Source organism: Lignipirellula cremea, assembly GCF_056501455.1.
Genome location: NZ_CM151415.1, coordinates 5,109,443 through 5,129,490, shown reverse-complemented (window position 1 = coordinate 5,129,490; position 20,048 = coordinate 5,109,443). Strand labels below are relative to the sequence as shown.

General features: G+C 64.7%; 18 protein-coding genes and 1 tRNA gene. 14 read left to right on the top strand and 5 right to left on the bottom strand.

From position 1 onward, the window contains the following. Window positions 1-21 precede the first annotated feature (21 nt). The 6 genes from SH602x_RS19995 to SH602x_RS19970 all read left to right on the top strand — a co-directional run bounded on the left by SH602x_RS19995 (window position 22) and on the right by SH602x_RS19970 (window position 7,996). Entirely contained in the window at window positions 22-804 is a 783-nt protein-coding gene (locus SH602x_RS19995) for a metal ABC transporter ATP-binding protein (protein WP_479473986.1), read from the top strand. Window positions 805-1,040: 236 nt separating this feature from the next. Continuing rightward, window positions 1,041-2,546, top strand: a complete 1,506-nt coding sequence (locus SH602x_RS19990; protein WP_479473985.1) for a metal ABC transporter permease — start codon at window positions 1,041-1,043, stop codon at window positions 2,544-2,546. 2 nt (window positions 2,547-2,548) lie between these two features. Beyond that, window positions 2,549-3,895, top strand: a complete 1,347-nt coding sequence (locus SH602x_RS19985) for a metal ABC transporter permease (protein ID WP_479473984.1) — start codon at window positions 2,549-2,551, stop codon at window positions 3,893-3,895. Between the two features lie 150 nt (window positions 3,896-4,045). Further along, window positions 4,046-4,336: a hypothetical protein gene (locus SH602x_RS19980; protein WP_479473983.1), complete on the top strand. Its 291-nt coding sequence runs from the start codon at window positions 4,046-4,048 to the stop codon at window positions 4,334-4,336. Between the two features lie 115 nt (window positions 4,337-4,451). Then, a complete protein-coding gene (locus SH602x_RS19975) occupies window positions 4,452-5,759 on the top strand; it encodes a transposase (RefSeq protein ID WP_479477122.1) in 1,308 nt (435 codons plus the stop codon). A gap of 53 nt (window positions 5,760-5,812) precedes the next feature. Continuing rightward, window positions 5,813-7,996, top strand: coding sequence for a S8 family peptidase (locus SH602x_RS19970; RefSeq protein ID WP_479473982.1), 2,184 nt, complete (start codon window positions 5,813-5,815; stop codon window positions 7,994-7,996). 123 nt (window positions 7,997-8,119) lie between these two features. On the opposite strand, the gene SH602x_RS19965 is transcribed toward SH602x_RS19970, so the two are convergent. Further along, window positions 8,120-8,192, bottom strand: a tRNA-Lys gene (locus tag SH602x_RS19965). 281 nt (window positions 8,193-8,473) lie between these two features. Further along, a complete protein-coding gene (locus SH602x_RS19960) occupies window positions 8,474-9,421 on the bottom strand; it encodes an outer membrane beta-barrel protein (RefSeq protein WP_479473981.1) in 948 nt (315 codons plus the stop codon). A gap of 590 nt (window positions 9,422-10,011) precedes the next feature. On the opposite strand from SH602x_RS19960, the gene SH602x_RS19955 reads away from it, so the two are divergent. Continuing rightward, complete coding sequence (locus SH602x_RS19955; protein ID WP_479473980.1) at window positions 10,012-10,608, top strand: hypothetical protein; 597 nt, start codon at window positions 10,012-10,014, stop codon at window positions 10,606-10,608. Window positions 10,609-10,700: 92 nt separating this feature from the next. Here SH602x_RS19955 and SH602x_RS19950 read toward each other — a convergent pair whose 3' ends face one another. Together SH602x_RS19950 and SH602x_RS19945 are read right to left on the bottom strand one after the other, a co-directional pair. Continuing rightward, window positions 10,701-11,900 (bottom strand): FIST signal transduction protein, encoded by a 1,200-nt coding sequence (locus SH602x_RS19950; protein ID WP_479473979.1) that lies wholly within the window; start codon window positions 11,898-11,900, stop codon window positions 10,701-10,703. Between the two features lie 88 nt (window positions 11,901-11,988). Beyond that, window positions 11,989-12,651 (bottom strand): 3-keto-disaccharide hydrolase, encoded by a 663-nt coding sequence (locus SH602x_RS19945; protein ID WP_479473978.1) that lies wholly within the window; start codon window positions 12,649-12,651, stop codon window positions 11,989-11,991. Between the two features lie 280 nt (window positions 12,652-12,931). On the opposite strand from SH602x_RS19945, the gene SH602x_RS19940 reads away from it, so the two are divergent. The 3 genes from SH602x_RS19940 to SH602x_RS19930 all read left to right on the top strand — a co-directional run bounded on the left by SH602x_RS19940 (window position 12,932) and on the right by SH602x_RS19930 (window position 15,948). Beyond that, window positions 12,932-13,675: a DUF8091 domain-containing protein gene (locus SH602x_RS19940; RefSeq protein ID WP_479473977.1), complete on the top strand. Its 744-nt coding sequence runs from the start codon at window positions 12,932-12,934 to the stop codon at window positions 13,673-13,675. Window positions 13,676-13,782: 107 nt separating this feature from the next. Beyond that, window positions 13,783-14,838 carry a glucokinase gene (gene glk / locus SH602x_RS19935; protein WP_479473976.1) on the top strand — a complete coding sequence of 352 codons (1,056 nt, stop codon included), beginning with the start codon at window positions 13,783-13,785 and terminating at the stop codon, window positions 14,836-14,838. A gap of 108 nt (window positions 14,839-14,946) precedes the next feature. Next, complete coding sequence (locus SH602x_RS19930; RefSeq protein WP_479473975.1) at window positions 14,947-15,948, top strand: hypothetical protein; 1,002 nt, start codon at window positions 14,947-14,949, stop codon at window positions 15,946-15,948. Between the two features lie 128 nt (window positions 15,949-16,076). On the opposite strand, the gene SH602x_RS19925 is transcribed toward SH602x_RS19930, so the two are convergent. Continuing rightward, window positions 16,077-16,406, bottom strand: a complete 330-nt coding sequence (locus SH602x_RS19925) for a FliM/FliN family flagellar motor switch protein (RefSeq protein WP_479473974.1) — start codon at window positions 16,404-16,406, stop codon at window positions 16,077-16,079. Between the two features lie 375 nt (window positions 16,407-16,781). Here SH602x_RS19925 and SH602x_RS19920 point away from each other — a divergent pair, with 375 nt between their 5' ends. The 4 genes from SH602x_RS19920 to SH602x_RS19905 all read left to right on the top strand — a co-directional run bounded on the left by SH602x_RS19920 (window position 16,782) and on the right by SH602x_RS19905 (window position 20,014). Further along, the gene (locus SH602x_RS19920) at window positions 16,782-17,768 is read left to right on the top strand and encodes a DUF1559 family PulG-like putative transporter (protein ID WP_479473973.1); all 987 of its coding nucleotides are present in this window, start codon (window positions 16,782-16,784) and stop codon (window positions 17,766-17,768) included. A gap of 56 nt (window positions 17,769-17,824) precedes the next feature. Beyond that, window positions 17,825-18,235 (top strand): hypothetical protein, encoded by a 411-nt coding sequence (locus SH602x_RS19915; RefSeq protein ID WP_479473972.1) that lies wholly within the window; start codon window positions 17,825-17,827, stop codon window positions 18,233-18,235. 235 nt (window positions 18,236-18,470) lie between these two features. Further along, window positions 18,471-19,484 carry a DUF1559 family PulG-like putative transporter gene (locus SH602x_RS19910; protein WP_479473971.1) on the top strand — a complete coding sequence of 338 codons (1,014 nt, stop codon included), beginning with the start codon at window positions 18,471-18,473 and terminating at the stop codon, window positions 19,482-19,484. Between the two features lie 62 nt (window positions 19,485-19,546). Next, the gene (locus SH602x_RS19905; protein ID WP_479473970.1) at window positions 19,547-20,014 is read left to right on the top strand and encodes a hypothetical protein; all 468 of its coding nucleotides are present in this window, start codon (window positions 19,547-19,549) and stop codon (window positions 20,012-20,014) included. Window positions 20,015-20,048: the final 34 nt, after the last annotated feature.

The following is a 20,048-nucleotide window of genomic DNA, read 5'->3' as shown; positions in this document are numbered from 1 at the left end:
GTCCGTCCGCCAGCCACGTTCATGTCCGCCTCCGCCTCCGCCGACGTTCCGCTTTCGATTTCCGATCTCACGGTCGCTTACCATCGCAAGCCGGTGATCTGGGACGTGCAGTTCGACGTCCCTCCGGGGGCGCTCGTCGGCGTGATCGGGCCGAACGGAGCCGGCAAGAGCACGCTGCTCAAGGCGGTGATGGATCTCGTGCCCAAGGCGTCGGGCCGGGTTCTCGTCTTCGGGGAAACCTATCGCAAGGCCCGTCCCCGCGTCGGCTATGTCCCGCAGCGGGAGAGCGTCGACTGGGACTTTCCCGTCGATGCGCTCGACATCGTGACGATGGGCCTCTACGGCTCGATCGGCTGGTGCCTCCCCGTGCGGAAGGTGCATCGCGAAAAGGCTCTGCACGCGCTGGAGCGGGTCGGCATCGCGGACCTCGCGAAGCGTCAGATCAGCCAGCTTTCCGGCGGTCAGCAGCAGCGGACGTTTCTCGCCCGAGCCCTGGTGCAGGACGCCGATCTCTACCTGATGGACGAACCCTTCGCGGCGGTCGACGCGGCGACCGAGACGGCGATCGTCGAGATCCTGCGGCAGATGCGATCGGAGGGGAAAACGGCCCTGGTCATTCACCATGACCTCCAGTCGGCGGCGGATTACTTCGACTACGTCGTGCTGCTCAACATGCGCGTCGTCGCTCATGGCCCGACCGCAGAAGTCTTCACGCAGGAGAATCTTCAGAAGACCTACGGCGGTCGCCTGACCCTGCTGGACGAAGCGACCGAAGCCATGCGCCGCCGCGAGCGAACGCTATGAACGTCGCTCGCATGAGGGAAGAACCAGGAGTCGATACTGACCTGCCACCGGTCCGTGTGCCATGGCTGGCTGGTCCAGCCGTGCAGAGCGGCGGAGAACGGTCAGCCTCGGATGCAGTTGCTGCACGGACGCCCGAATCTGCGAGCTCCGCGATTCAACGGCGTCGAGTCATTCCCTCAAGTTCCGATCGATCGCAGGGATCCGGCACGGCTGGACCAGCCAGCCACGCCACACGGATGCTTCAAGCGATCGTCTTGATCTGCGGGTCGCTCATTCTCTTCATCGGCCCTTCCCCGGTCTTCGCTCAGTCTGCGTCTTCAGGAACCCGCCGCGATTCGCTCGCCGAGGAAGCGTTCGAACTCCCTTCGCGAAACGTCCTGCGACGAACCCTGCTCCTGCAGGACTACAACACTCGCGTCGTGGTGGCCGGAACGACGCTGCTGGGTCTCGCTTCGGGACTGGTGGGAAGTTTCACGTTGCTGCGGAAGCGGGCGCTGCTGGGCGACGCGCTGAGCCATGCGACTCTGCCCGGGATCGCGCTGGCGTTCATCGTCGCCACCTGGTTGGGGCTGGAGGGGAAGTCGCTTCCGATCCTACTCTTAGGCGCGGCGATCAGCGGCACGCTCGGCATGGCGGCGGTGCTCTTCATCCGCAACGGCACGCGTTTGAAGGAAGACGCCGCGCTCGGGATCGTGCTTTCCGTCTTCTTCGGAGCGGGCGCCCTGCTCCTGAGCATGGTGCAGCAGGGAAACGAAGGTCATGCCGCGGGCCTGGAGTCGTTCATCTACGGCAAGGCGGCGTCGATGACCGTTCAGGACGCCTGGATCATCGGCGTCGCGGGAGCGGTCAGCCTGCTGGTCGCCGCCCTGCTCTACAAGGAGCTGCAACTCCTCTGCTTCGACGAGGAATTCGCCGGCTCGCGCGGTTATCCCACCACGCTGATCGACATCGCCCTGATGGCGCTGGTCGTCGTAGTGACGATCGTCGGATTGCAGGCGGTCGGACTGATCCTGGTGATCGCGCTGCTGATCATTCCCGCGGCGGCGGCCCGGTTCTGGACCGAGAACCTGTTCCGGATGACGCTCGTCTCGGCGGGGCTCGGCGCCGCGAGCGGCCTCGCCGGTTCGATCGTCAGCGCGCTGTTCGCGCGGCTTCCCTCCGGCGCGATGATCGTGCTCGTGGCGACGGCATTCTTCGGCGTGAGCCTGGTCTTCGGTCCGGCCAGGGGAACGCTCATCCGCTGGCTCCGCCGGAGAGGCCTGAACCTGCGGGTCGATCGCAGTCACCTGCTCCGCGGCATCTACGAGTTCAAGGAGGGGCGGGACGGCTCCCGGCGGCCCTCCGCGATATCCTCTCCCGTGCCGTTCGCTGAAATCCTGGCTCTGCGATCCTGGTCGCAGCGCAGGCTTCGCAGCGCCCTTCGCCGCGCAGAGCGCGAGGAGCTCGTCCGATCCGCGGCGGACCGTTCCGATGCCTGGACGCTGACGCCCGACGGTTTGCATGAGGCGGCGCGGCTGGTGCATGAACATCGCCTGTGGGAGATCTACCTGATCGCGCACGCCGACGTCGCGCCGGGAAAGGTCGATCGCGACGCCGACGCGATCGAGCACGTGCTCGACGCTTCGATGATCGCCGAACTCGAAGAACTGCTCGAACGACGTCAGGACGTCGAAGGCGTTGCGGCAAGTCCGCATCCGATCGGCCCTGGCGCCGGCGTCTCTCCGTCGGCGGGAGGGCGCTGAGCATGGACTGGCTCGGATGGGGGTGGAGTTCGGACGGATGGGTCCTGGCTGCCGGCGCTCTGTCGGCGGTCGCCGCGGCGTTGCTCGGCAACTTTCTGGTGCTCCGCCGCATGAGCATGCTGGGCGACGCGATCAGTCATGCGATCCTGCCCGGTCTGGCGGCGGCGTTCCTGATCACCGGCGCCCGGACCAGTCTGCCGATGTTCATCGGCGCGGCGCTGGTCGGCCTGCTGACGGCGGTCTTCACGGAGTGGATCCGCAGCTTCGGCAGGGTCGACGAAGGCGCCTCGATGGGGGTCGTCTTCACGTCGCTGTTCGCGCTTGGACTGGTGATGATCGTGCAGGCCGCCGATCACGTCGATCTCGACCCGAGCTGCGTGCTGTACGGCTCGCTCGAGACGGTCGCCTTGGCCGTCACGTTCGGCGATACCTGGAACGTGCTCGGCCTCGACGTACCGAGGACGGTCGGCATCGCGGCGATCAACGTCCTGGTCAACGCCGCCTTCCTGCTGCTGTTCTACAAGGAGTTGAAGATCAGCTCCTTCGATCCGGCGCTGGCGACGACGGCGGGATACTCCGCGCGCCTGATGCATTACGCCCTGATGACGCTGGTGGCGGTGACCGCCGTCGTCAGCTTCGAGAGCATGGGTAACATCCTGGTCGTCGCGATGTTCGTCGTTCCGCCCGCGGCGGCCTACCTGCTGACCGACCGCCTGGGCTGGATGATCTTGCTCAGCGTCGCTCTCGCCGTCGCGTCGGCCACGCTGGGGCATGTCGGGTCGATCGCGATTCCTCAGGCGTTCGGCCTGGACGATCCGTCGATCGCCGCCTCGATCGCGGTCGCGGCAGGTCTGCTATTCGCGTTCGCCGCGCTGTTCGGGCCGCGGCACGGCTGGCTGGTCCGGCTCGTACGGCATCGGGCTCTCGCGCGGGGGATTCTGGCCGAGGACGTGATCGCGTACCTCTACCGCCGCGAAGAGCGCGATCCGCAGGCGGCGGCGGGACTCGCCGAGCTGCGCCACGAACTCCTCTCCGGGCCGGTCATGACCCGCGTCGTGCTCGGGCTGCAACGCCTTCGCGGCACGCTCGTGCGATCGGCCGGCGGCTATCGTCTGACTCCGCTCGGTCGCGAACAGGCGAAGGGCCTCGTGCGCTCCCATCGTCTGTGGGAGAGCTATCTCGCGACGGAGGCAGGCATCCCTGCCGACCGCATTCACCAATCGGCGGAGCGACTGGAGCACTTCACCGACCGTCGCCTGCGCGCCCGGCTCGACGAAGAGACGCTCACGCCGATCCTCGATCCGCACGGCACGCCGATCCCGGAAGAAGAGGAGCGAGCAGGTTCGTAGAGCGGCTCAAGCCCCCGCGGCCTACGAAGGAACCCATCCAAGAAGTTCTGCGCAATTCATTCCGAATGCGAGGGTTCGTCATTAAGATCGGACACGACTCTCTTCGCAGGCGCTCGCCTGCGACATGACTTCTGCGCAGGGATTTCGCTTATGTTCGCGCGTGCCGCCTACTGGATCTTGCTGACCAGCCTCTCGTTTTCCGTGCTCCTCGCGGAGTCCGCACAGGCTCAGGCGCCGGCGGTCATCCCGGGCGAGTACCTGATCGTCGTCGACACGGCGAAGACGAACATCGCACAGGCCGCTGCCGAAGTACGACTTCGGACCGGAGCCGATGTCGAAATCGTGGCCGCGGGCATCGGCATTCTGAAGCTGACGGTCGGGGCCGGCGCAGACGCTCAGGCGAAGGCAGATATGCAGGCGGCCGCGCTAGCAGCCCGTTGATTTTCGCCCTGCCTGCGCTATCCTCGCGTGATCTCGACGCGGGGGAGGAATCGCGATGGGCTTGGGCAAGCGGAAGCGGGAGACGCAGGGGACGTTCTGGGTTGCGACGGACAAGCTGGGGAGCGGTCCGCGAAACGTCTTCTACGATCGGCTGAACGGGCTGCTGGCCGAGATCGACTTCGACGGGCGGCTGGAAGCGGCCGCGGCGCCCTACTACGAGACGACCGGACGAAAGGGTCTCGCGCCGGGCGTCTACTTCCGGATGCTGTTCATCGGCTACTTCGAGGGGATCGACAGCCAGCGCGGCATCGCCTGGCGCTGCGACGACAGTCGCTCGCTGGCCCGCTTCCTGGGCTACGGCCCTGGCGAAGAGACGCCGGACCATTCGACGCTCACGCTGACGCGGAACCGTCTGCCGCTGGATATCCACCAGCTCGCGTTCGAACTGGTCCTCGCCCTTTGTCACGAGAAGGGACTGCTGAAGGGCAAGACGCTCGGCGTCGACGCCAGCGATCTCGAAGCGAACGCTGCGATGAAGTCGATCGTCCGGCGCGACTCCGGCGACGACTGGCGGGAGTACGTTCGCAAGCTGTACGAAGCCCAGACGGGCGTGAGCGACCCGGACGACGAGGAGCTTCGTCGCTTCGACAAGAAGCGGACGGACAAGAAGGTCTCCAACGACGACTGGGTCAACCCGCACGATCCCGACGCCCGCATCGGGAAGATGAAGGACGGGCGGACGCATCTGAAGTACAAGGTCGAGCACGCCGTCGATCTGGAGACCGACGTGATCGTCGCGGCGGAGGTCTACGAAGGGACCGCGGGCGACTGCCAGACCATCGAGGACACCGTGAACGCGGCGCGGACGAACCTGCGCGAAGCGGGCACGGGCTGCGACGTGGAAGAGGTGGCGGCGGACAAGGGCTATCACAGCGAAGAGTCGCTCGACCGGCTGCAGCACGAGACGCACGTGCGGACGTATATTCCGCAGCCGAAGCGAGCGAAGTCTCGGAAGCGAAAACGCAAGCCGCCTCGTCGTCAGGCGGCCTATCGTCGCAATCGCCGGAACGCGCGCGGGCGCCGCGGTCGCAGGCTGCAGCGTCTACGAAGCGAGAAGGTCGAGCGGACGTTCGCGCACGTGCTCGAGACCGGCGGATCGCGTCGGACCTGGCTTCGCGGGCTCGCGAAGATCCGCAAGCGCTATCTCGTCGCCGCCGTCGCCTACAACCTCGGACGGATCCTGCGGCGACTGCTCGGAGCGGGCAAGCCGAAACAGTTCGGAGAACTGGGAGCAGCGCTTTCCGCCGCGTTTGGGCTCTCCAGCTTCGCTGATTTCGCCGTCGGATCGCATCGAGCGATCTTAAGCATCTCGGTCGCCGTCCGGCTCCCGCTCCTGATGCCTCGACGCTCAGCGACCTTTTGAACGCTCAGGCTCTCGCGAACAGGGAAATCAACGGACTGCTAGGCGTGGCGGGCGTGACCGCTGTCGAGAACAACGGATACGACACGCTCTTCGGGGAGCCGATGCGGGCCGCTCCCATGGCGGGGTCCGACGAACTGATGCAAACGTCGAACGACGCCTTCATCGGCAACCTCTGGTATCTCGACGCGATCGGCGTCCCGCAAGCGTGGGACGTGACGACCAGTTCGTCGATTCGTGTCGCGGTCGTCGATTCAGGCTACGTCCTCGATCATGACGACCTGATCGACGCCAAGTACATCAACTATGCGGAGTATCCCCCCAACGGCAACGACGACGACGGCAACGGTTACATCGACGACTATGCGGGCTGGGATTTTGAAGACGACGACAACGACCCGTCGACTGAGCACGACGGCGTCGAGTGGGAAGCGCACGGATCCCACGTCGCCGGAAGCATCGGCGCCACGGGCAACAACGGCGTCGGCATCTCCGGCGTCTGCTGGGACGTCGAACTGATGCTGCTGCGAGCCGGCGCGGGGCGCAGCATCGGGATCGCCGCCGCGGCGAGCGCGGTGGAGTACGCCGTCGACAACGGCGCCAAGATCATCAACTGCAGCTTCGGCGGCCCGTCGGCGGAGGCGACGAAGCGGGCGTGGATGCAGTATGCGGCGAGCAAGGGGGCGCTCGTCGTGGTCGCCGCAGGGAATTCCGACGCGAACATCGACGCTTTGCCGACCTATCCCGCGGCGCTGGGCGAACCGAACCAGATCACGGTCGCTGCGCTAGACTACGCCAATCCCTCCAACCTCGCGTCCTTTTCGAATTACGGCGCGACGAAGGTCCATATCGGAACTCCCGGGGTGCAGATCTACAGCACGGTGCCGGGTACCAACCCTGCCGATCCAGGAACTAACACGTACGCGTATTTCCAAGGGACCTCGATGGCGTCTCCGATCACCGCTGGCGCGGCGGCGCTGGTGTGGGGACAGAACCCGACGCTGACGCATCTCCAGGTGAAGCAGATCCTGCTCGATTCGGTCGACAAGTTTCCTTCGTTGGAGGGTCAGTGCGTCACGGGCGGTCGGTTGAACGTCTGGAAAGCCTTGCAAGCGGGCGACCCCGAGAATTCCCCGCCGACCGTCGGACCGCTCGCGCCCCGGTCCGTCGAATGCGACGGCGGCCTGGCGACGGTCACGCTGTTCACGTCCGTCAACGACGTCGACAGTTCGCCGCTCACCGTGAGTTGGCTTGTAAACGGCGCCGTCCAGGCGACACAGGCGAACGTCTTGCCCGGTCAAAACGTCTTCTTCACGTACGACTATCCGCACGGCGAGACCGCCGTCGTCGTTCAGGTGACCGACGGCGAATTGTCCGCCGCTCAGGGGACGACCGTTACGGTGGACGACACGACGTCGCCCATCGTGACGATCGCGAATCACGTGAAACTGAACGTCGACCGGGGAAAGAACTACGCGTCGCTCCGCCGATTGCCGGCGCCGGCGGTCTTCGACGTTTGCGATCCGAATCCGCAGGTCGTCAACGACGCTCCGTCGCAGCTTCCGCTCGGCTCGAGACTCATTACCTGGATCGTGACCGACGCAGACGGGAATCAGGCGACGGCCCAGCAAAGGGTAACGGTCTCGAACAGGTCGCCGAATGCGAAAGCGGGTCGCGACATTCGAAAGATCACGAAGGCGAAGAAGGTCCGCGTGAAGCTCAACGGGCAAGGCACGACCGATCCCGACAAGCATGGCCTGAAGTACCGGTGGAGCGCGAAGGGCGTCCGGTTGAAGGGCGCGACCTCGCCCCGGCCGTCAGGGCTCTTCCCTGTCGGAACCACCCTCGTGAAGCTGACCGTGACCGACGCGTACGGCGCCAGGTCGACGGACACCATGCGCGTCATCGTGAGGCAGTCCCGCGCCCGACGAAGCAGCGAAGGAGCCTTGGCCGATCGCTACGCCGCCGCCGCCTATTCTCATGGCTACCAGAGCTTCGCCGGGAGTCCGTACGATCCCGCTGCCGAGGCAGGTTACGCGCTGGCGGAGTCCGCTTATCTGCTCGGCGCCTACGCGGGCGACGAAGACGCGACGCTCCGTTCTCATCAGGCCGCACTCAGCGGCCGTGCAGGCGAACTGTTCTTGCAGGCGTACCGCAACTCCGGCGACTCGGAAGCGCTCTTCGCCGGCGTCAGCTCGTATTACGGCCAAGCCTACGGTCACGCGAGCCTGAACCAGTAGCAATCGTCGGGCGACCCTAAGCGGAGCGTGCAAGACGCTCCGCTCGAACGCAATCCAACGAAAAAAGCGTCGCCTGATCGGGCGACGCTTTTTTCGTTAACCATTCGCGATTCGCTTCGCGAGTGCCCCCCGTTGGACTTGAACCAACAACCCGCTGATTAAGAGTCAGCTGCTCTGCCAATTGAGCTAGAGGGGCGTTTTCCCTGCCGCGGTGGAAGAAGCCCTTCGCGACGATCGAAAGGAGAGCCGAAACCGCGAGCGGGTTCAGACAACTTCGGATCGTTCGCGGCGAAACTTCGCCTTCCGCAGGCGGATCGGAAGAACCGGAAGGGGCTCGAAAGCCGTCCGCCTGCCGACCGCGGGGAAGCGAATAAATCTAGCGAGCAGGTCCCCGGGCGTCAACCGCCGGCGAAGATTGTCGCAACCCTATTCGCAGGCGGAGGATAAGGCCAGATAGGCGTCGAGTGCGTGAAAGAGTCAGGGCTTCCAGCCCGTTTCCCAGGGATAGTACTTCGTCCGTTTCCCGCCGAAGCGGAACTCCGTCCCGACGGTTGCCATGAACTGGGCGTGGGCGTCGATGTCGGATCCGGGAAAGACGATCGTCTCGGACAGGTCGAGGCGCAGGATGGCCCAGGGCTGGACGTAGTACTTGATGCCTGCGGCGATCGGCATCGTCAGCATCGTTTCGTCGACCTTCAGTCCGGCGCCGTCGAAAAAGTCGTAGTTCGCCATGCCCAGGCCGAGGCCGGCGTAAGGTCGCCAGCGGGCGTCGCCCCAGGGATACCAGATCAGGCTCACGTCGTAGAACTGGTGCTGCGTCGTCGCGGAATAGTCGACGTCGACCGTCGAGCGAAGATTCGCCGACGCCCAGAGATGACGCCATTCGACGCCCCAGTAGTGATCGAAGTCATACGCCAGGCGATAGCCGCCGACCGTTCCGCCCGTCTGCCGGGCGTTTTCCGTCAGTCCGGCCGTCCCGGTTCCGCCGAAGGCCCAGTCGACGGCGATCGGACGGTTCCGCCAACTGGTGCCGAGCATCGGTTCGCCCCAGCCGCGATGACGCAGCGGGTCGTCCGGATCGCGATAGCCGAACTGCGGCAGCCAGATCCACTCGCGCCAGTCGAAGTCGCTTCGCGAGAGGAACATCCCGGGTCGCCAGCCGAGGTCGAATCGTCGGAGCGATCCGGGGCCGGTCCGGAAGCCCGACTCGTAGACGATCGTCTCGTCTCCGTCGCAGATCGCGAAGGGAACGTCCGCCCCCGCGTCGGACGACGGGCCGGCGAATGCGTCGACGTTCGCGAACTCCGAACTCTCCTGGACGGGCTGGACGCTCGCGGCCTGAGGCGAGAGGAAGTCATCCTTCTCGGCGCCGGCAAGCGTGCCGGCAATCGCCAGGATCGCGAGAGAAACGACGAGGCAGTCCATGCAGCGGCGAATCGCGCGCAGCGCGGTCGTCGGCAAAGGACGGTTCGTCGAAATCGGCGGCATCGGAAGCCCGACCGGACGCGAATGGCGCAGAGGGAGCCCGCGCGGCGGGGGGAGAGTAGGCGCGACTTCCGAATCGAGTCAAGCTGAGTTTTTCCGGTTCAAGGTCGTCAAGCGATTTCGTCGAACAGCCCCATTCCGTCTTCCGGGGCGTGAAGCCCTGACGCCAGCCGCTTCGCCGATGAGTTCATCCCCCGGCCGCTAGCGCGAATGTCTCGCTCCTGGCAGCCGACTGACATGCTAAATTTTCGTTCGGCGGCGAGAGTCCCTTAATGCGATTTTCGTCGGAACAGACTGGCGGAAGCTCAAAGTTGGGCGGGGAAATGGTGCGTGTAATGACGTCTTATGCGGAACGTCCCGTCGCCGTTCGTTTAGGCATGGCGGCCCTCGGTGTGCTGGTCTGGTGCGGGGCGACGACGGCTGAGGAGCGACAACTGCTTGTCGCTCCCGTGCGACTTGCGACGTCGTCGCATACCGACATCTTTCCCGAGTCGTGGCGAAAAGAACCGATCGTCGCAACAGCGGAGGCGTTGGACGAAGACCAGTTCGAGCGGGTATCCGCGATCTTCAAGAGGGCGTTCGCGAAGTACCCGGAGAGCGTCCTCGCTCGACACCTGAAGACGGTGTACGTCCTCTCTGACTTGAAGTACAGCGGGGTCGTAACAGGGGGCACCAATTCGCGGACGGCTGTCTACGTGAAGGTCGGCGATGAGCAGCGGGGATACACCGACGAGGCGATTGAGAGCTTGTTTCACGCCGAGTTTTCGAGCATCCTCCTGCGAAATCGGAAGGCCGACTTCGACGCAGCGGCATGGCAGAAGCTCAACCCGCCGGACTTCGCGTATTCCGCAGGTGACGGAGTGGGTGCGATCAAGTCCGGAAAAGTCGGGAAACGATCGGACGCGAAAGTGCACGGCTTGGGGTTCCGCAACGAGTACGCGCAGTCGTCCCTGGAGAACGACTTCAACGGGTACGCGGCTGCGCTGTTCGCTGGAGATAGCGAGGTGTGGGAACTGGCCGAGAAGCACGAGGCCATCGGAGGCAAGCTCGCTCTTACCCTGGCGTTCTATCGCAGCGTCGACCCATCGCTGACGGAGACGCACTTTCGAGCGTCGGTCCCGAAGTGAAGACGCGCAGCGCAAGGCACGCCGGCCTAAACGCTGCGGCTCCGGTCAAGCGAATCGACTTGGCGATGTCTCGAAGCGGTCTTGGGACGTCGCTACGAAGTCGCCGCTGAAGTCGCTTCGTTCCTGCCGAACAGAACGACGCTGGCCGTGAAGCCATGCAGAAAGCTGCGGCCTCCGACGGGACCGATCTCCCCTTGGGCGAAGCAGCCGGCGAGCGGAAGCGGGCCGAGCTTCTCTTGCAGGGCCAGGGCGTCGTGGTCCGGCTCCTGGAAGAGCCGCGTCCCGCGTCCGTTGCAGTCGAAGATCAGGCCGCCGGCCCAGGGGCCATCGTGCCGATCGCGAGATCGTGCGAGTTCCAGTTGCAGATCCTGCGAAGCAGTCTCGCCGTCGCGAACGTGAAACTGCACCGTCTGACCGGGGCGAAACCAGTCCGCCGCCTGGATCGCTCCCGTCTCCTGCTCGACGCCGATCACGTTGCGAATCAGGAAGTCGCCCGCCTGGAAAGCGTCCCGATACTCGTCCACGACGCGACCCAGATGCAGGCCGCTGCGCACGAGTTTTTGATCCCGGACCGGCAGCCTGGCGAAGATCTCCTTCAGTCGTTCGTAGGCAGGCCGTCCGCCCAGTTCGAGCACGAGATTCCGTTCCGCCTTGGTGACCACCAGCGGCTCGCCGATCGGCCGACAGCCCTGAGAGACGAACGCGTCCACGCGAACGTCGCCGGCGATCGCGATGACGATCGCGCCTTGCGTCGCGACGACATCATTTCGCAAAAGTTGCACCCCGCCAGGGCGGAAGTCGCCCGAGCCCATCCCGCCGACGATCGGCAGACCGGGGCGATCTTCGGCCAGGCGTTCGAGCAGCACGTCTGCCGGGAACGAGAACGGATCGGCGAGCAGGATCGCGCACTTCAAGGCATCGTCGCCCCACGCGCCTGGCTCTTCCGGCCAGCCCACGAAGGCGCCGCCGTCGGGACTGCGAAGGTAATCGAGAGCGAACGACGTTACCCGACAGTTCGGCAGCGAGGCGAGCCAGACGGCGACGTAGGCCTCCCCCTCGCGCTCCCGATCGCCGGCGATGACGGTCTCGACTGTCATGCCGACGCGTTGAGCGCCCGGCAGAATCTCGGCGAGAAGCTTCGCCAGTTCCGGCGCCTCCTCCGCCAGCCGATGCGAGACGAAGGCGATCGCGAGATCGACGGGCCGGTCGAACGTCGCCAGCGTCTCGCGCAGGCTCGCCGACAGATCGTCCTGCCCGTTCTCTCCACCCGATCCGCAGACGGCGATTTTCATAGTCTTCGGTCCTGTCAACGAAAAAGTCTTCCCGCAACCGGCAGGAAGACTTTCGCGAACCTTCGTGATTGCAACTTCAGACGGCCGACTACTTCAGCGGCTTGATCTTCAGGTTCTTGAAGTGGACGACCGACTTCGGGTCGTGGCACTGCAGGGCGATCGTGCCGCCTTCGGAGTTCAGCCGGCGTTCGAAGTCAGCGGAAAACGCCTTCTTGTCGGCAGGCTCTTCGTAATCGACGAGGGTCTTGCCGTCGATCGCGATCTGGATCCGGTTGCCCTTGACGGTGATCTTGTAGTCGAACCACTCGTTGTCCTTGGCGGGAGCCTCGGAGATGTTGACTTCGCCGTAAAGGGAGGCCGTCTTCTTCGGATCCGAGACGTAGGAGTTATTGACCTGCGCTTCGTAGCCGTACTTCGGCCAGCCGGTCTCCTGCCACTTGGTGTGGAAGTAGATGCCGGCGTTGCTGCCGGGCGTGGTCATGACTTCGGCGGTGAATTCGAAATCCTTGAAGGGCGCCCCTTCGCCGACGTAGAAGAGATGGCTCCGTTCGCCGTGACAGACGAGGGCGCCGTCCTGCACGCTCCAGGCGTCCTGGTCGTCGCTGGCCTTCCAGCCTTCGAGGGTCTTGCCGTCGAACAGCGTGATCCAACCCTCACCGGCGGAGGCTTCTTTTTCTTCGGCTCCGGCGACACCCGTTACGGCGAGCGTCGGAAGGACGAGCAGACAGGCGAACGCGAACAAACGCAGCATGGGAAACGGCTCCGGAGCGGAGAGTCGACGGGATGTGGCGACGACGAAAGCGAATTCCGCCGCCGCAATGTCATCCCAGTTTACCTCCCGGACCCGACAAGGCGAGCGGGGCGGTCGGCGAACTCCTCTTGACCCGGCGCCGCCCTCGCGACGCCAATAGCGATCCCGTAGCGGTCTGCCTAACGCTCGGATGCCAAGCATGGCACACATGACAATTAAAACTGGTCGAACCAGCAGGTCAGGCATCGCCTGACTACGGAACCGCCGGTCACGGAAGACCATGGAAACGACCCTGCATCGCCAACTCAAAACGATCTACGCCGGCGAGCGGGGCGAAATCGAGTTGATGGTCGGCGCCTACCGCATCGACGCGGTCGTCGGTTCGGAACTGGTCGAGATTCAACTCGGCAGCCTCGCCGCGCTTCGGCGAAAGCTGACCGACCTGCTGCCTGAGCGCCGGGTGCGGGTCGTGAAACCCTGGGTCGCGCGGAAACGTATCCTGCGCTGCGAGCGCCGCGACTCGATCGTCGTCTCGACGCGAAAGTCGCCCCGGCAAGGCTCGCCGTGGGAGGTCTTCTGGGACCTGGTCTACCTCCGCGGCATTTTCCCGCACCCGAACCTGACGATCGAGGCGCCGGAGATCGACGTCGACGAGCGCCGTCCCATCTCGGAGCCGGTCCGTCGCCGACGCCGACGCGGCAAGCCGAAGCTGCTGGACGTCGAACTGACCCGTATCGAGCCCTCGCTGCGCATCCGCACCATCCAGGATCTGGTCGGTCTGCTGCCGCCCGGTCTGCCGCAGCCGTTTCATACGGGCGACCTCGCCACGGCGCTCGAACTGCCGCGCTGGTGGGCGCAGAAGATCGCCTACGTCTATCGCCACGCCGAAGCGATCGAGCCCGTCGGCATGCAGAAGCGCTCGCACCTGTACGCCTTCACGGCTGCCGCCAAGCCGAAGGTCGCCCCGGCGAAGCCGACTCGCATCGCTCTGGCGAAGAAACGGGCGACGAAGAAGGTTGCGTGAAGTCGTTCGCTTGATGAGCGAGAGGAACGCGGCGGCCGCTTCTCCGGCCACTTTCGGGTCCCTACCATAACACGCACGATTGCGGACTCGTTACGGAGCGGCGGGGGATGGAGATCCTGGCGGGCGACATCGGCGGCACGAATACGCGCATCGCCGCGGTACGGTACGAAGGTCGCGAGATTCGCACGATCATCCGGCGGACGTACGCCAGCGCCTCGTTCGCGCGGCTGGAGGATCCCGTCGCGGAATTCCTCGCCGAGACCGGCTTTCGCCCGGTCGCCTCGTGCTTCGGCGTCGCCGGACCGGTGGTGAAGGGAGTCTGTCAGACGCCGAACCTCCCCTGGACGGTCGAGGTCGCGTCGCTCGCGAAGGTCACCGGGACCGACAAGACGCAACTGATCAACGATCTGGTCGCGAATGCTTACGGCATCTCCACGCTGTCGCCGGAAGATCAGTTCGTCATTCATCCCGGCAGTCCCGACGCCGAAGGCAACGGCGCCGTGATCTCCGCCGGCACGGGACTCGGCGAAGCGGGGCTCTTCTGGGACGGGCGACGCCATCATCCGTTCGCCTCCGAGGGAGGCCACGCCGACTTCGCCGCGCGGACGTCGCTGGAGATGGAACTTACGCGGTATCTGGAAAAGCGCTTCCACCGCGTCAGCTACGAACGCGTGCTATCGGGGCCGGGGCTCTACTCGATCTATCAGTTCCTCCGCGACCATCTGGAAGAGAAAGAGCCGGAGTGGCTCACGCGGGAACTGGCGGAGGACGATCCGCCGGAGGTCATCTCCCGGGCGGCGATGGAGGGGAAGAGCGCCATCTGCAAGAAGGCGCTCGATTTCTTCATTCAGGTCTACGGAGCCGAGGCGGGGAACCTGGCGCTGAAGCTGATGGCGACCGGCGGCGTCTGGCTGGGGGGCGGCATCATCAAGCACCTGTCCGAGTACGTCCGCGACACGCCGACCTTCATGCGGTCGTTCACCAGCAAGGGGCGCCTGGGGCATCTGGTCGAGCGTATCCCGGTGCGAATCATCGTGAACGACCTGACCGCGCTGTGGGGCGCCGCGGTTCATTGCATCTGGACCTACGATCCGCCCTACGACGGCACGCACAACTTCCGCATCGTCGACGCGGCGCCCGACGACGAAAGATCGTCCGTCTGACGCCATCTCGCGAGAATTCGCTGTCGGAGGGTTCGTCGCTCCCCGCGTAGAATCGTTGCGAAGCGTCGCTTTTCGCCGCTGCCGTTCGCTCTGCCGGATCGCCCCGAAATGACGGGATGCTGGACCAGTTTGACGCTCCTCGCGATGGCGTGGGCTGATCCGCCTTCCGGCAGGCTGGAGGCGCCGCCGCTTCTGACGCCGCCTACGATCGTGGCGCCGGAAGCCGTCGCCCTGCCCGAACTCCCGGGGCCGACGTTCCCGAGTCCTGCAATTCCGGAGACCATGGTTCCGGACACGACGCTGCCCCCGGATCTCCATGTGGTCGGCGCGATCGAGCCGCCGGTGGAATACCGCGACGCGACGCTGGAGCGATTGCAGGCGACGCTGCGCTCGCTGGCGATCGCGAACCTTCCCGATCGTTACGTGGACGAGAAGGGCTGGAACAAGACCGACCGTCGGATCGACGGCGTCGACGTCACCTTCTATCGCGGCAAGTTCGAGACCCGCCGTAAGTGGAAGGAGGTCAACAACGGCCTCTGGAAACGCTACGAGGTCGAACTGATCGACCCGGTGAATCGGCTTTCGGCGTCGGTCCTGGACGCGAGGCTGGACGAACAGGGGACGCCGCGGTTCCGGATGTCGCTGCGAGCGCCGTTGATCGCGCGAGGCCAGACGGCGCAGTGGGCGCTCGGCGTGCAGGTCTTCTCGCTGGGCGCCGAAGCGACGGCGGAGATCGAACTGGTCGTCGACGGCTCGTGTCGGATTCTGCCCGCGGCGACGGCGTTCGGTCCGACGCTTCGACTTGACCCGCACGTCGACGCGGCGGCGCTGACGCTGCACTCGTTCCGGCTCGATCGCATCGGCCAGGCGAAAGGAGACGTCGCCGAGGAACTGGGCGAAGCGCTGGAATCCGTCGTTCGCCAGCAGGTCGAATCGTCAGGCGATCGCGTCGCCGCGAAGCTGAACGCGGCGATCGAGAAGCGCCGCGATCGCTTGGTCCTGTCGCTGCCCGAGTTTCGCAAGTCTTCCTGGAGCGACTGGCTGCTCGAACGCGTGCCGGGCCTGGGAGGAGCCTCCGAATCGACGAGCGAGGCAGAAACCGTTCCGTAGGTCAGGCATCGCCTGACGGCTACTTCGAGGCTGTCGCCAGTCTGCTTTGTCGGCGCAATCGATCGAACTTCGACACGGCGAACTGCCGTCGTCAGGCACGGCCTGACCTATCGAAACGGCGTCCGCGATCACCCCGCCCGCTGGCCGATCGCGTGCTTTCGGCTGAGCGTTTCCAGCAGGCTGCGGAAGCGTTCGGGCGGCATGGTGATGGCTACCAACCGAACGCCGAACTTGTCGCCCACCTTCACCGCTTCGCCGTGGGCGACGACCGTGTCGCCGATGCGAATCTCAAGCGGTTCGTCGGCGGACTTGGCGAACTGAATCATGCTGCCCGGCGCGAGTTGCACGATACGCTCGACGGGAAGCGACGTCGACGCCAGCGACACCCGGATCTCCAGCGGGATCTTCATCAGCGTGCGAACGTAGCTTCGCGTGGGGCTGACGGCGGACTGCGACATGGGGCTGACGCTGGGTTCCGAGCCGGTGAAGCGAACGGGCGCGACTCTGCGACGCGCGTCGCAGATCGGCCTATCGACCGCCAAGCGTGCGAACATGAATCGATCTTGCGGGCAATTCGATGCCTCGACCGCTGCCGAACCGCTGGCCGGATATCGTTAAAGATGTTTCCGAATTTGCTGTCAGATCGCGATCCGGACAACGATCGCCGAAGTTTTCGCCGATGCGAGCGAAATTGGCGTACCGTATCTGCGCTTTACGGCTACATTCAACGGTTAGCGCACTTTTCCGCGTAACGACCGTCACTTCCGCGGTCGATTAGGTGTTGGATCTACGCGTTCTTCTTTTCGCTTCATCGCTTTTCTCAAGGCTCGTTCATGTCGCGTTCCCATTTCGGGAGCAAGCGATCGGCGTTCACGCTGGTCGAACTGCTCGTGGTCATCGCCATCATCGGGGTGCTGGTCGCCCTTCTGCTGCCCGCGGTCCAGGCTGCCCGCGAAGCCGCCAACCGCATGAGCTGCGGCAACAACCTGAAGCAGATCGGCATCGGGGTTCATAACTACCACGATACGACCAAGGCGCTGCCGGACGCGGGTTCCCGCCGGAGCACGCCGAACTCGATCGTTCAGCCCAACATCAGCTGGCACGTGGCGATTCTTCCGTTCATGGAAGAGTCGGCGATGTACGACCAGTTCAACCTGGCGCTCGGCTGGAACTCGACTGTCGTGAACCCGTCGGGCTTGTCGAACGGCGCCTTGAGCACGATGGATCCCGGCATCTACATCTGCCCCAGCGCGGGGCGAACGATGGTCTATTCGGCCAGCGAGACCTCGGGCGGCGCCAAGTGTTTCACGGCGCATTACCTCGGCATTCTCGGGCCGGTCGGCGTCATTCCGAACTCGAATCCCGCCGCCAATTATCCTCTCCGCAACGATACTGCCGGGCACGGCGGATTCGCGACGTCGGGGATTATCTGTCGCGCCACGGACGCCGAGAACAACTTCGCGTCGATCATTGACGGTACCTCCAACACGTTCCTGGTGGGGGAAAGCGCGTTCGCCCGTTCGAAGGCCGGCGTCGTGAACACGTCGCGGCGTGCTTGGTCCCGCGGCTGCGGCGGCCTAGCCAACCACGCGTACGGGGACAGCGCCTGCGCTTCGGCGAAGAACCTCAACTCCGGCATCAACGTCGAAGTCTACGGCAGCGGCAACTTCAACATGGTCAGCATGGGCAGCGAGCATCCGGGCGTCGCTCAGTTCCTCATGGGCGACGGGTCCGTGCGCAGTGTCGCCGAGACGGTCGACATGACGGTCTATCGCGCCGCAGGTTCCCGCGATCAGGGCGAGTCGCTCCAGCTTCCGTAACGTGGGCTCGGGCGGTATCTGGCTGAGCGCTTCTCTCGATCTTCGACGGGACCTTCATGGATCGTTCGTTCGCAACCTGGGTCGCGGCATTTTTCATCGTCGCGGTTTCGCTCTCCGTCGGATGCGGTCGCGGACCCAGCGTCGGGAATAACGTCAGCGGCAAAGTGACCTTCAAGGGGGCTCCGATTCCGGCAGGAACGATCTACTTCGATCCCGCCGGCGGGACGGGCTCCCAGGGAGTCGCGAAAATCGTCGACGGCGCTTACGACACGGAGTCGACCGGTCTGGGCGCTCCGACGGGTTCGGTCGCCGTGCGGATCGAAGGATTCGAGAAAGGCGCCTCGTCCAGCGAGATGGGGCCGATCCTCTGCAAGTGGGAAACGACCGCCGAGTTCACCGAGGGAAAGAACGCCAAGGACTTCGACGTTCCCGATAGCGCCGCCGTGACGCAGAGCGAGGCTCCGTAAGAGGTCATTCCTTTTCACCTGGATCCGACGATCGACGAAAGCCTCGCTCGCTCCGGCGGAAGGGGCTTTCTTCCGTTTCGCGTCGAAGTCGCTTGAACTGACACGCGATCTTCGCGTAATCTGATAACTATCGCGAATGGCCGATCCTTCTGTCCCTGACGGATTTCAGGATCGACCGTCGCTCTCGTCTAGCTGATTTCTCATTCGTCCTTCTCTTTTCCTGCCGGAGCGAATCATGACGCTTCCTTCTGCGCGTGCGCGTGGCGCTTTCACGCTCGTGGAATTGCTGGTGGTGATCGCGATCATCGGCGTGCTGGTCGCCCTGCTGCTTCCCGCCGTCCAGGCGGCTCGCGAAGCGGCCAACCGCTCGAGCTGCAGCAACAAGCTCAAGCAGCTCGCGATCGGCGTCCACAATTTCCACGACACCTACAAGAAGCTTCCGCGGGGAGCGGAGGTGAACGTTCTCCCTCAGCCGAATCCGACGGGAACTAATACTTACATCGCAGGGACGACCTGGCTCGTTTACATCCTGCCGTTCATCGAGCAGCAACCGCTGTTCGACCGGTACGACTTCACGGTCCGGTTCGACAACATTCCTTCCGGCGGGGCGACCGCTCCTTTGAACAACGACGCCGTCGGATCGACCGTCGTTCCCACCTTCTATTGTCCCTCGGGTCCTGGACCCCTGACGTACAAGGATCCGAACGGCGCCGGCGTCAACGGGGATCCCTCGACGCACTACTACGGCATCATGGGGCCGGGCGGAGCGACCGACAATCACACGATCGTGCTGAACGGGACCACCTACACCTATCGCTGCGGCAACCCGGCCACGAACGGCGCCTTCGCATTTCACGGCGCCTTCACGCAGTATCGCGACGAGCCGGGGAGCATCACGACCGGCTACACGATCGGACTGTCCGACTTCCTCGACGGGACGTCGAACACGCTGATGATCGGGGAGCGTTCGGTCCATCTTCCGGCCCCGAAGACCAATTCGTATCGCTCGTGGATTCGCGGCAACCACGGCGGCTCCGGCGCGACGAAGAACGCCACCTATCCGATCAACTCGACGGATTACAACGGGTCCAACAACTTCAACGACATCAGCTTCGGCAGCAACCACCCTGGCGGATGTCAGTTCGCACTGGGAGACGCGTCCGTGCGGTTCGTCGCCGAGACGATCAACCTGGATATCTACCGGGCGGCGACGAGCCTCAACTCCGGCGAACTGGCGCCGATCCCCTGATCGGGAATCGTCCGCCTCGACGCGTTCTTCTCCTCCTGGCCCCGATCGGGGAGTTTGCCCGAATGGTTCGCGGTACTTTGCTTGCACGTTTTGCATCGGCGTTCGCGTCGGCAGCGCTTTGCCTCTTCGCCATCGGCTGCGGCGGCGGCGACGGCAATCGTCTGTCGGGCAACGTCACCTTCGATGGAAAGCCCGTGCCGGCGGGGAAGGTCTACTTCAATCCTGACGGCGCCAAGGGCAATACCGGCGCTTCGGGGTACGCCGATATCGTGGACGGTAAGTACGACACCGGGGCTGCTGGCGGACGAGGCGCTCCGACCGGCGCGGTGCTGATCATGGTCGAAGGAAACGATCCCGGCGGCGTCGCGCCTGGCAGTTCGCCGGACGTCGTCACGAAGCGCCTCTTCTCCGGATACGAAACGACCGCCGATATCGCCGAAGGAAACGCGACGCACGACATCGACGTTCCGCTGGAAGCCGGCAAGGATCCTCCGAAGTTCATCGATCAACCGATGAACGTCGGACCTTAGGTCGATCGTCGAAGTCGAGTCGATCCCTCGAAAG

Excerpts from the sequence above, each read along its gene's own strand:
- SH602x_RS19920 (WP_479473973.1), top strand. The coding sequence starts at position 16,782 with ATGTCGCGTTCCCATTTCGGGAGCAAGCGATCGGCGTTCACGCTGGTC.
- SH602x_RS19925 (WP_479473974.1), bottom strand. The coding sequence starts at position 16,406 with ATGTCGCAGTCCGCCGTCAGCCCCACGCGAAGCTACGTTCGCACGCTG.
- SH602x_RS19990 (WP_479473985.1), top strand. The coding sequence starts at position 1,041 with ATGCTTCAAGCGATCGTCTTGATCTGCGGGTCGCTCATTCTCTTCATC.
- SH602x_RS19915 (WP_479473972.1), top strand. The coding sequence starts at position 17,825 with ATGGATCGTTCGTTCGCAACCTGGGTCGCGGCATTTTTCATCGTCGCG.
- SH602x_RS19930 (WP_479473975.1), top strand. The coding sequence starts at position 14,947 with ATGACGGGATGCTGGACCAGTTTGACGCTCCTCGCGATGGCGTGGGCT.
- SH602x_RS19995 (WP_479473986.1), top strand. The coding sequence starts at position 22 with ATGTCCGCCTCCGCCTCCGCCGACGTTCCGCTTTCGATTTCCGATCTC.
- SH602x_RS19950 (WP_479473979.1), bottom strand. The coding sequence starts at position 11,900 with ATGAAAATCGCCGTCTGCGGATCGGGTGGAGAGAACGGGCAGGACGAT.
- SH602x_RS19945 (WP_479473978.1), bottom strand. The coding sequence starts at position 12,651 with ATGCTGCGTTTGTTCGCGTTCGCCTGTCTGCTCGTCCTTCCGACGCTC.
- SH602x_RS19940 (WP_479473977.1), top strand. The coding sequence starts at position 12,932 with ATGGAAACGACCCTGCATCGCCAACTCAAAACGATCTACGCCGGCGAG.
- SH602x_RS19905 (WP_479473970.1), top strand. The coding sequence starts at position 19,547 with ATGGTTCGCGGTACTTTGCTTGCACGTTTTGCATCGGCGTTCGCGTCG.
- SH602x_RS19960 (WP_479473981.1), bottom strand. The coding sequence starts at position 9,421 with ATGGACTGCCTCGTCGTTTCTCTCGCGATCCTGGCGATTGCCGGCACG.
- SH602x_RS19985 (WP_479473984.1), top strand. The coding sequence starts at position 2,549 with ATGGACTGGCTCGGATGGGGGTGGAGTTCGGACGGATGGGTCCTGGCT.
- SH602x_RS19910 (WP_479473971.1), top strand. The coding sequence starts at position 18,471 with ATGACGCTTCCTTCTGCGCGTGCGCGTGGCGCTTTCACGCTCGTGGAA.
- glk (WP_479473976.1), top strand. The coding sequence starts at position 13,783 with ATGGAGATCCTGGCGGGCGACATCGGCGGCACGAATACGCGCATCGCC.
- SH602x_RS19980 (WP_479473983.1), top strand. The coding sequence starts at position 4,046 with ATGTTCGCGCGTGCCGCCTACTGGATCTTGCTGACCAGCCTCTCGTTT.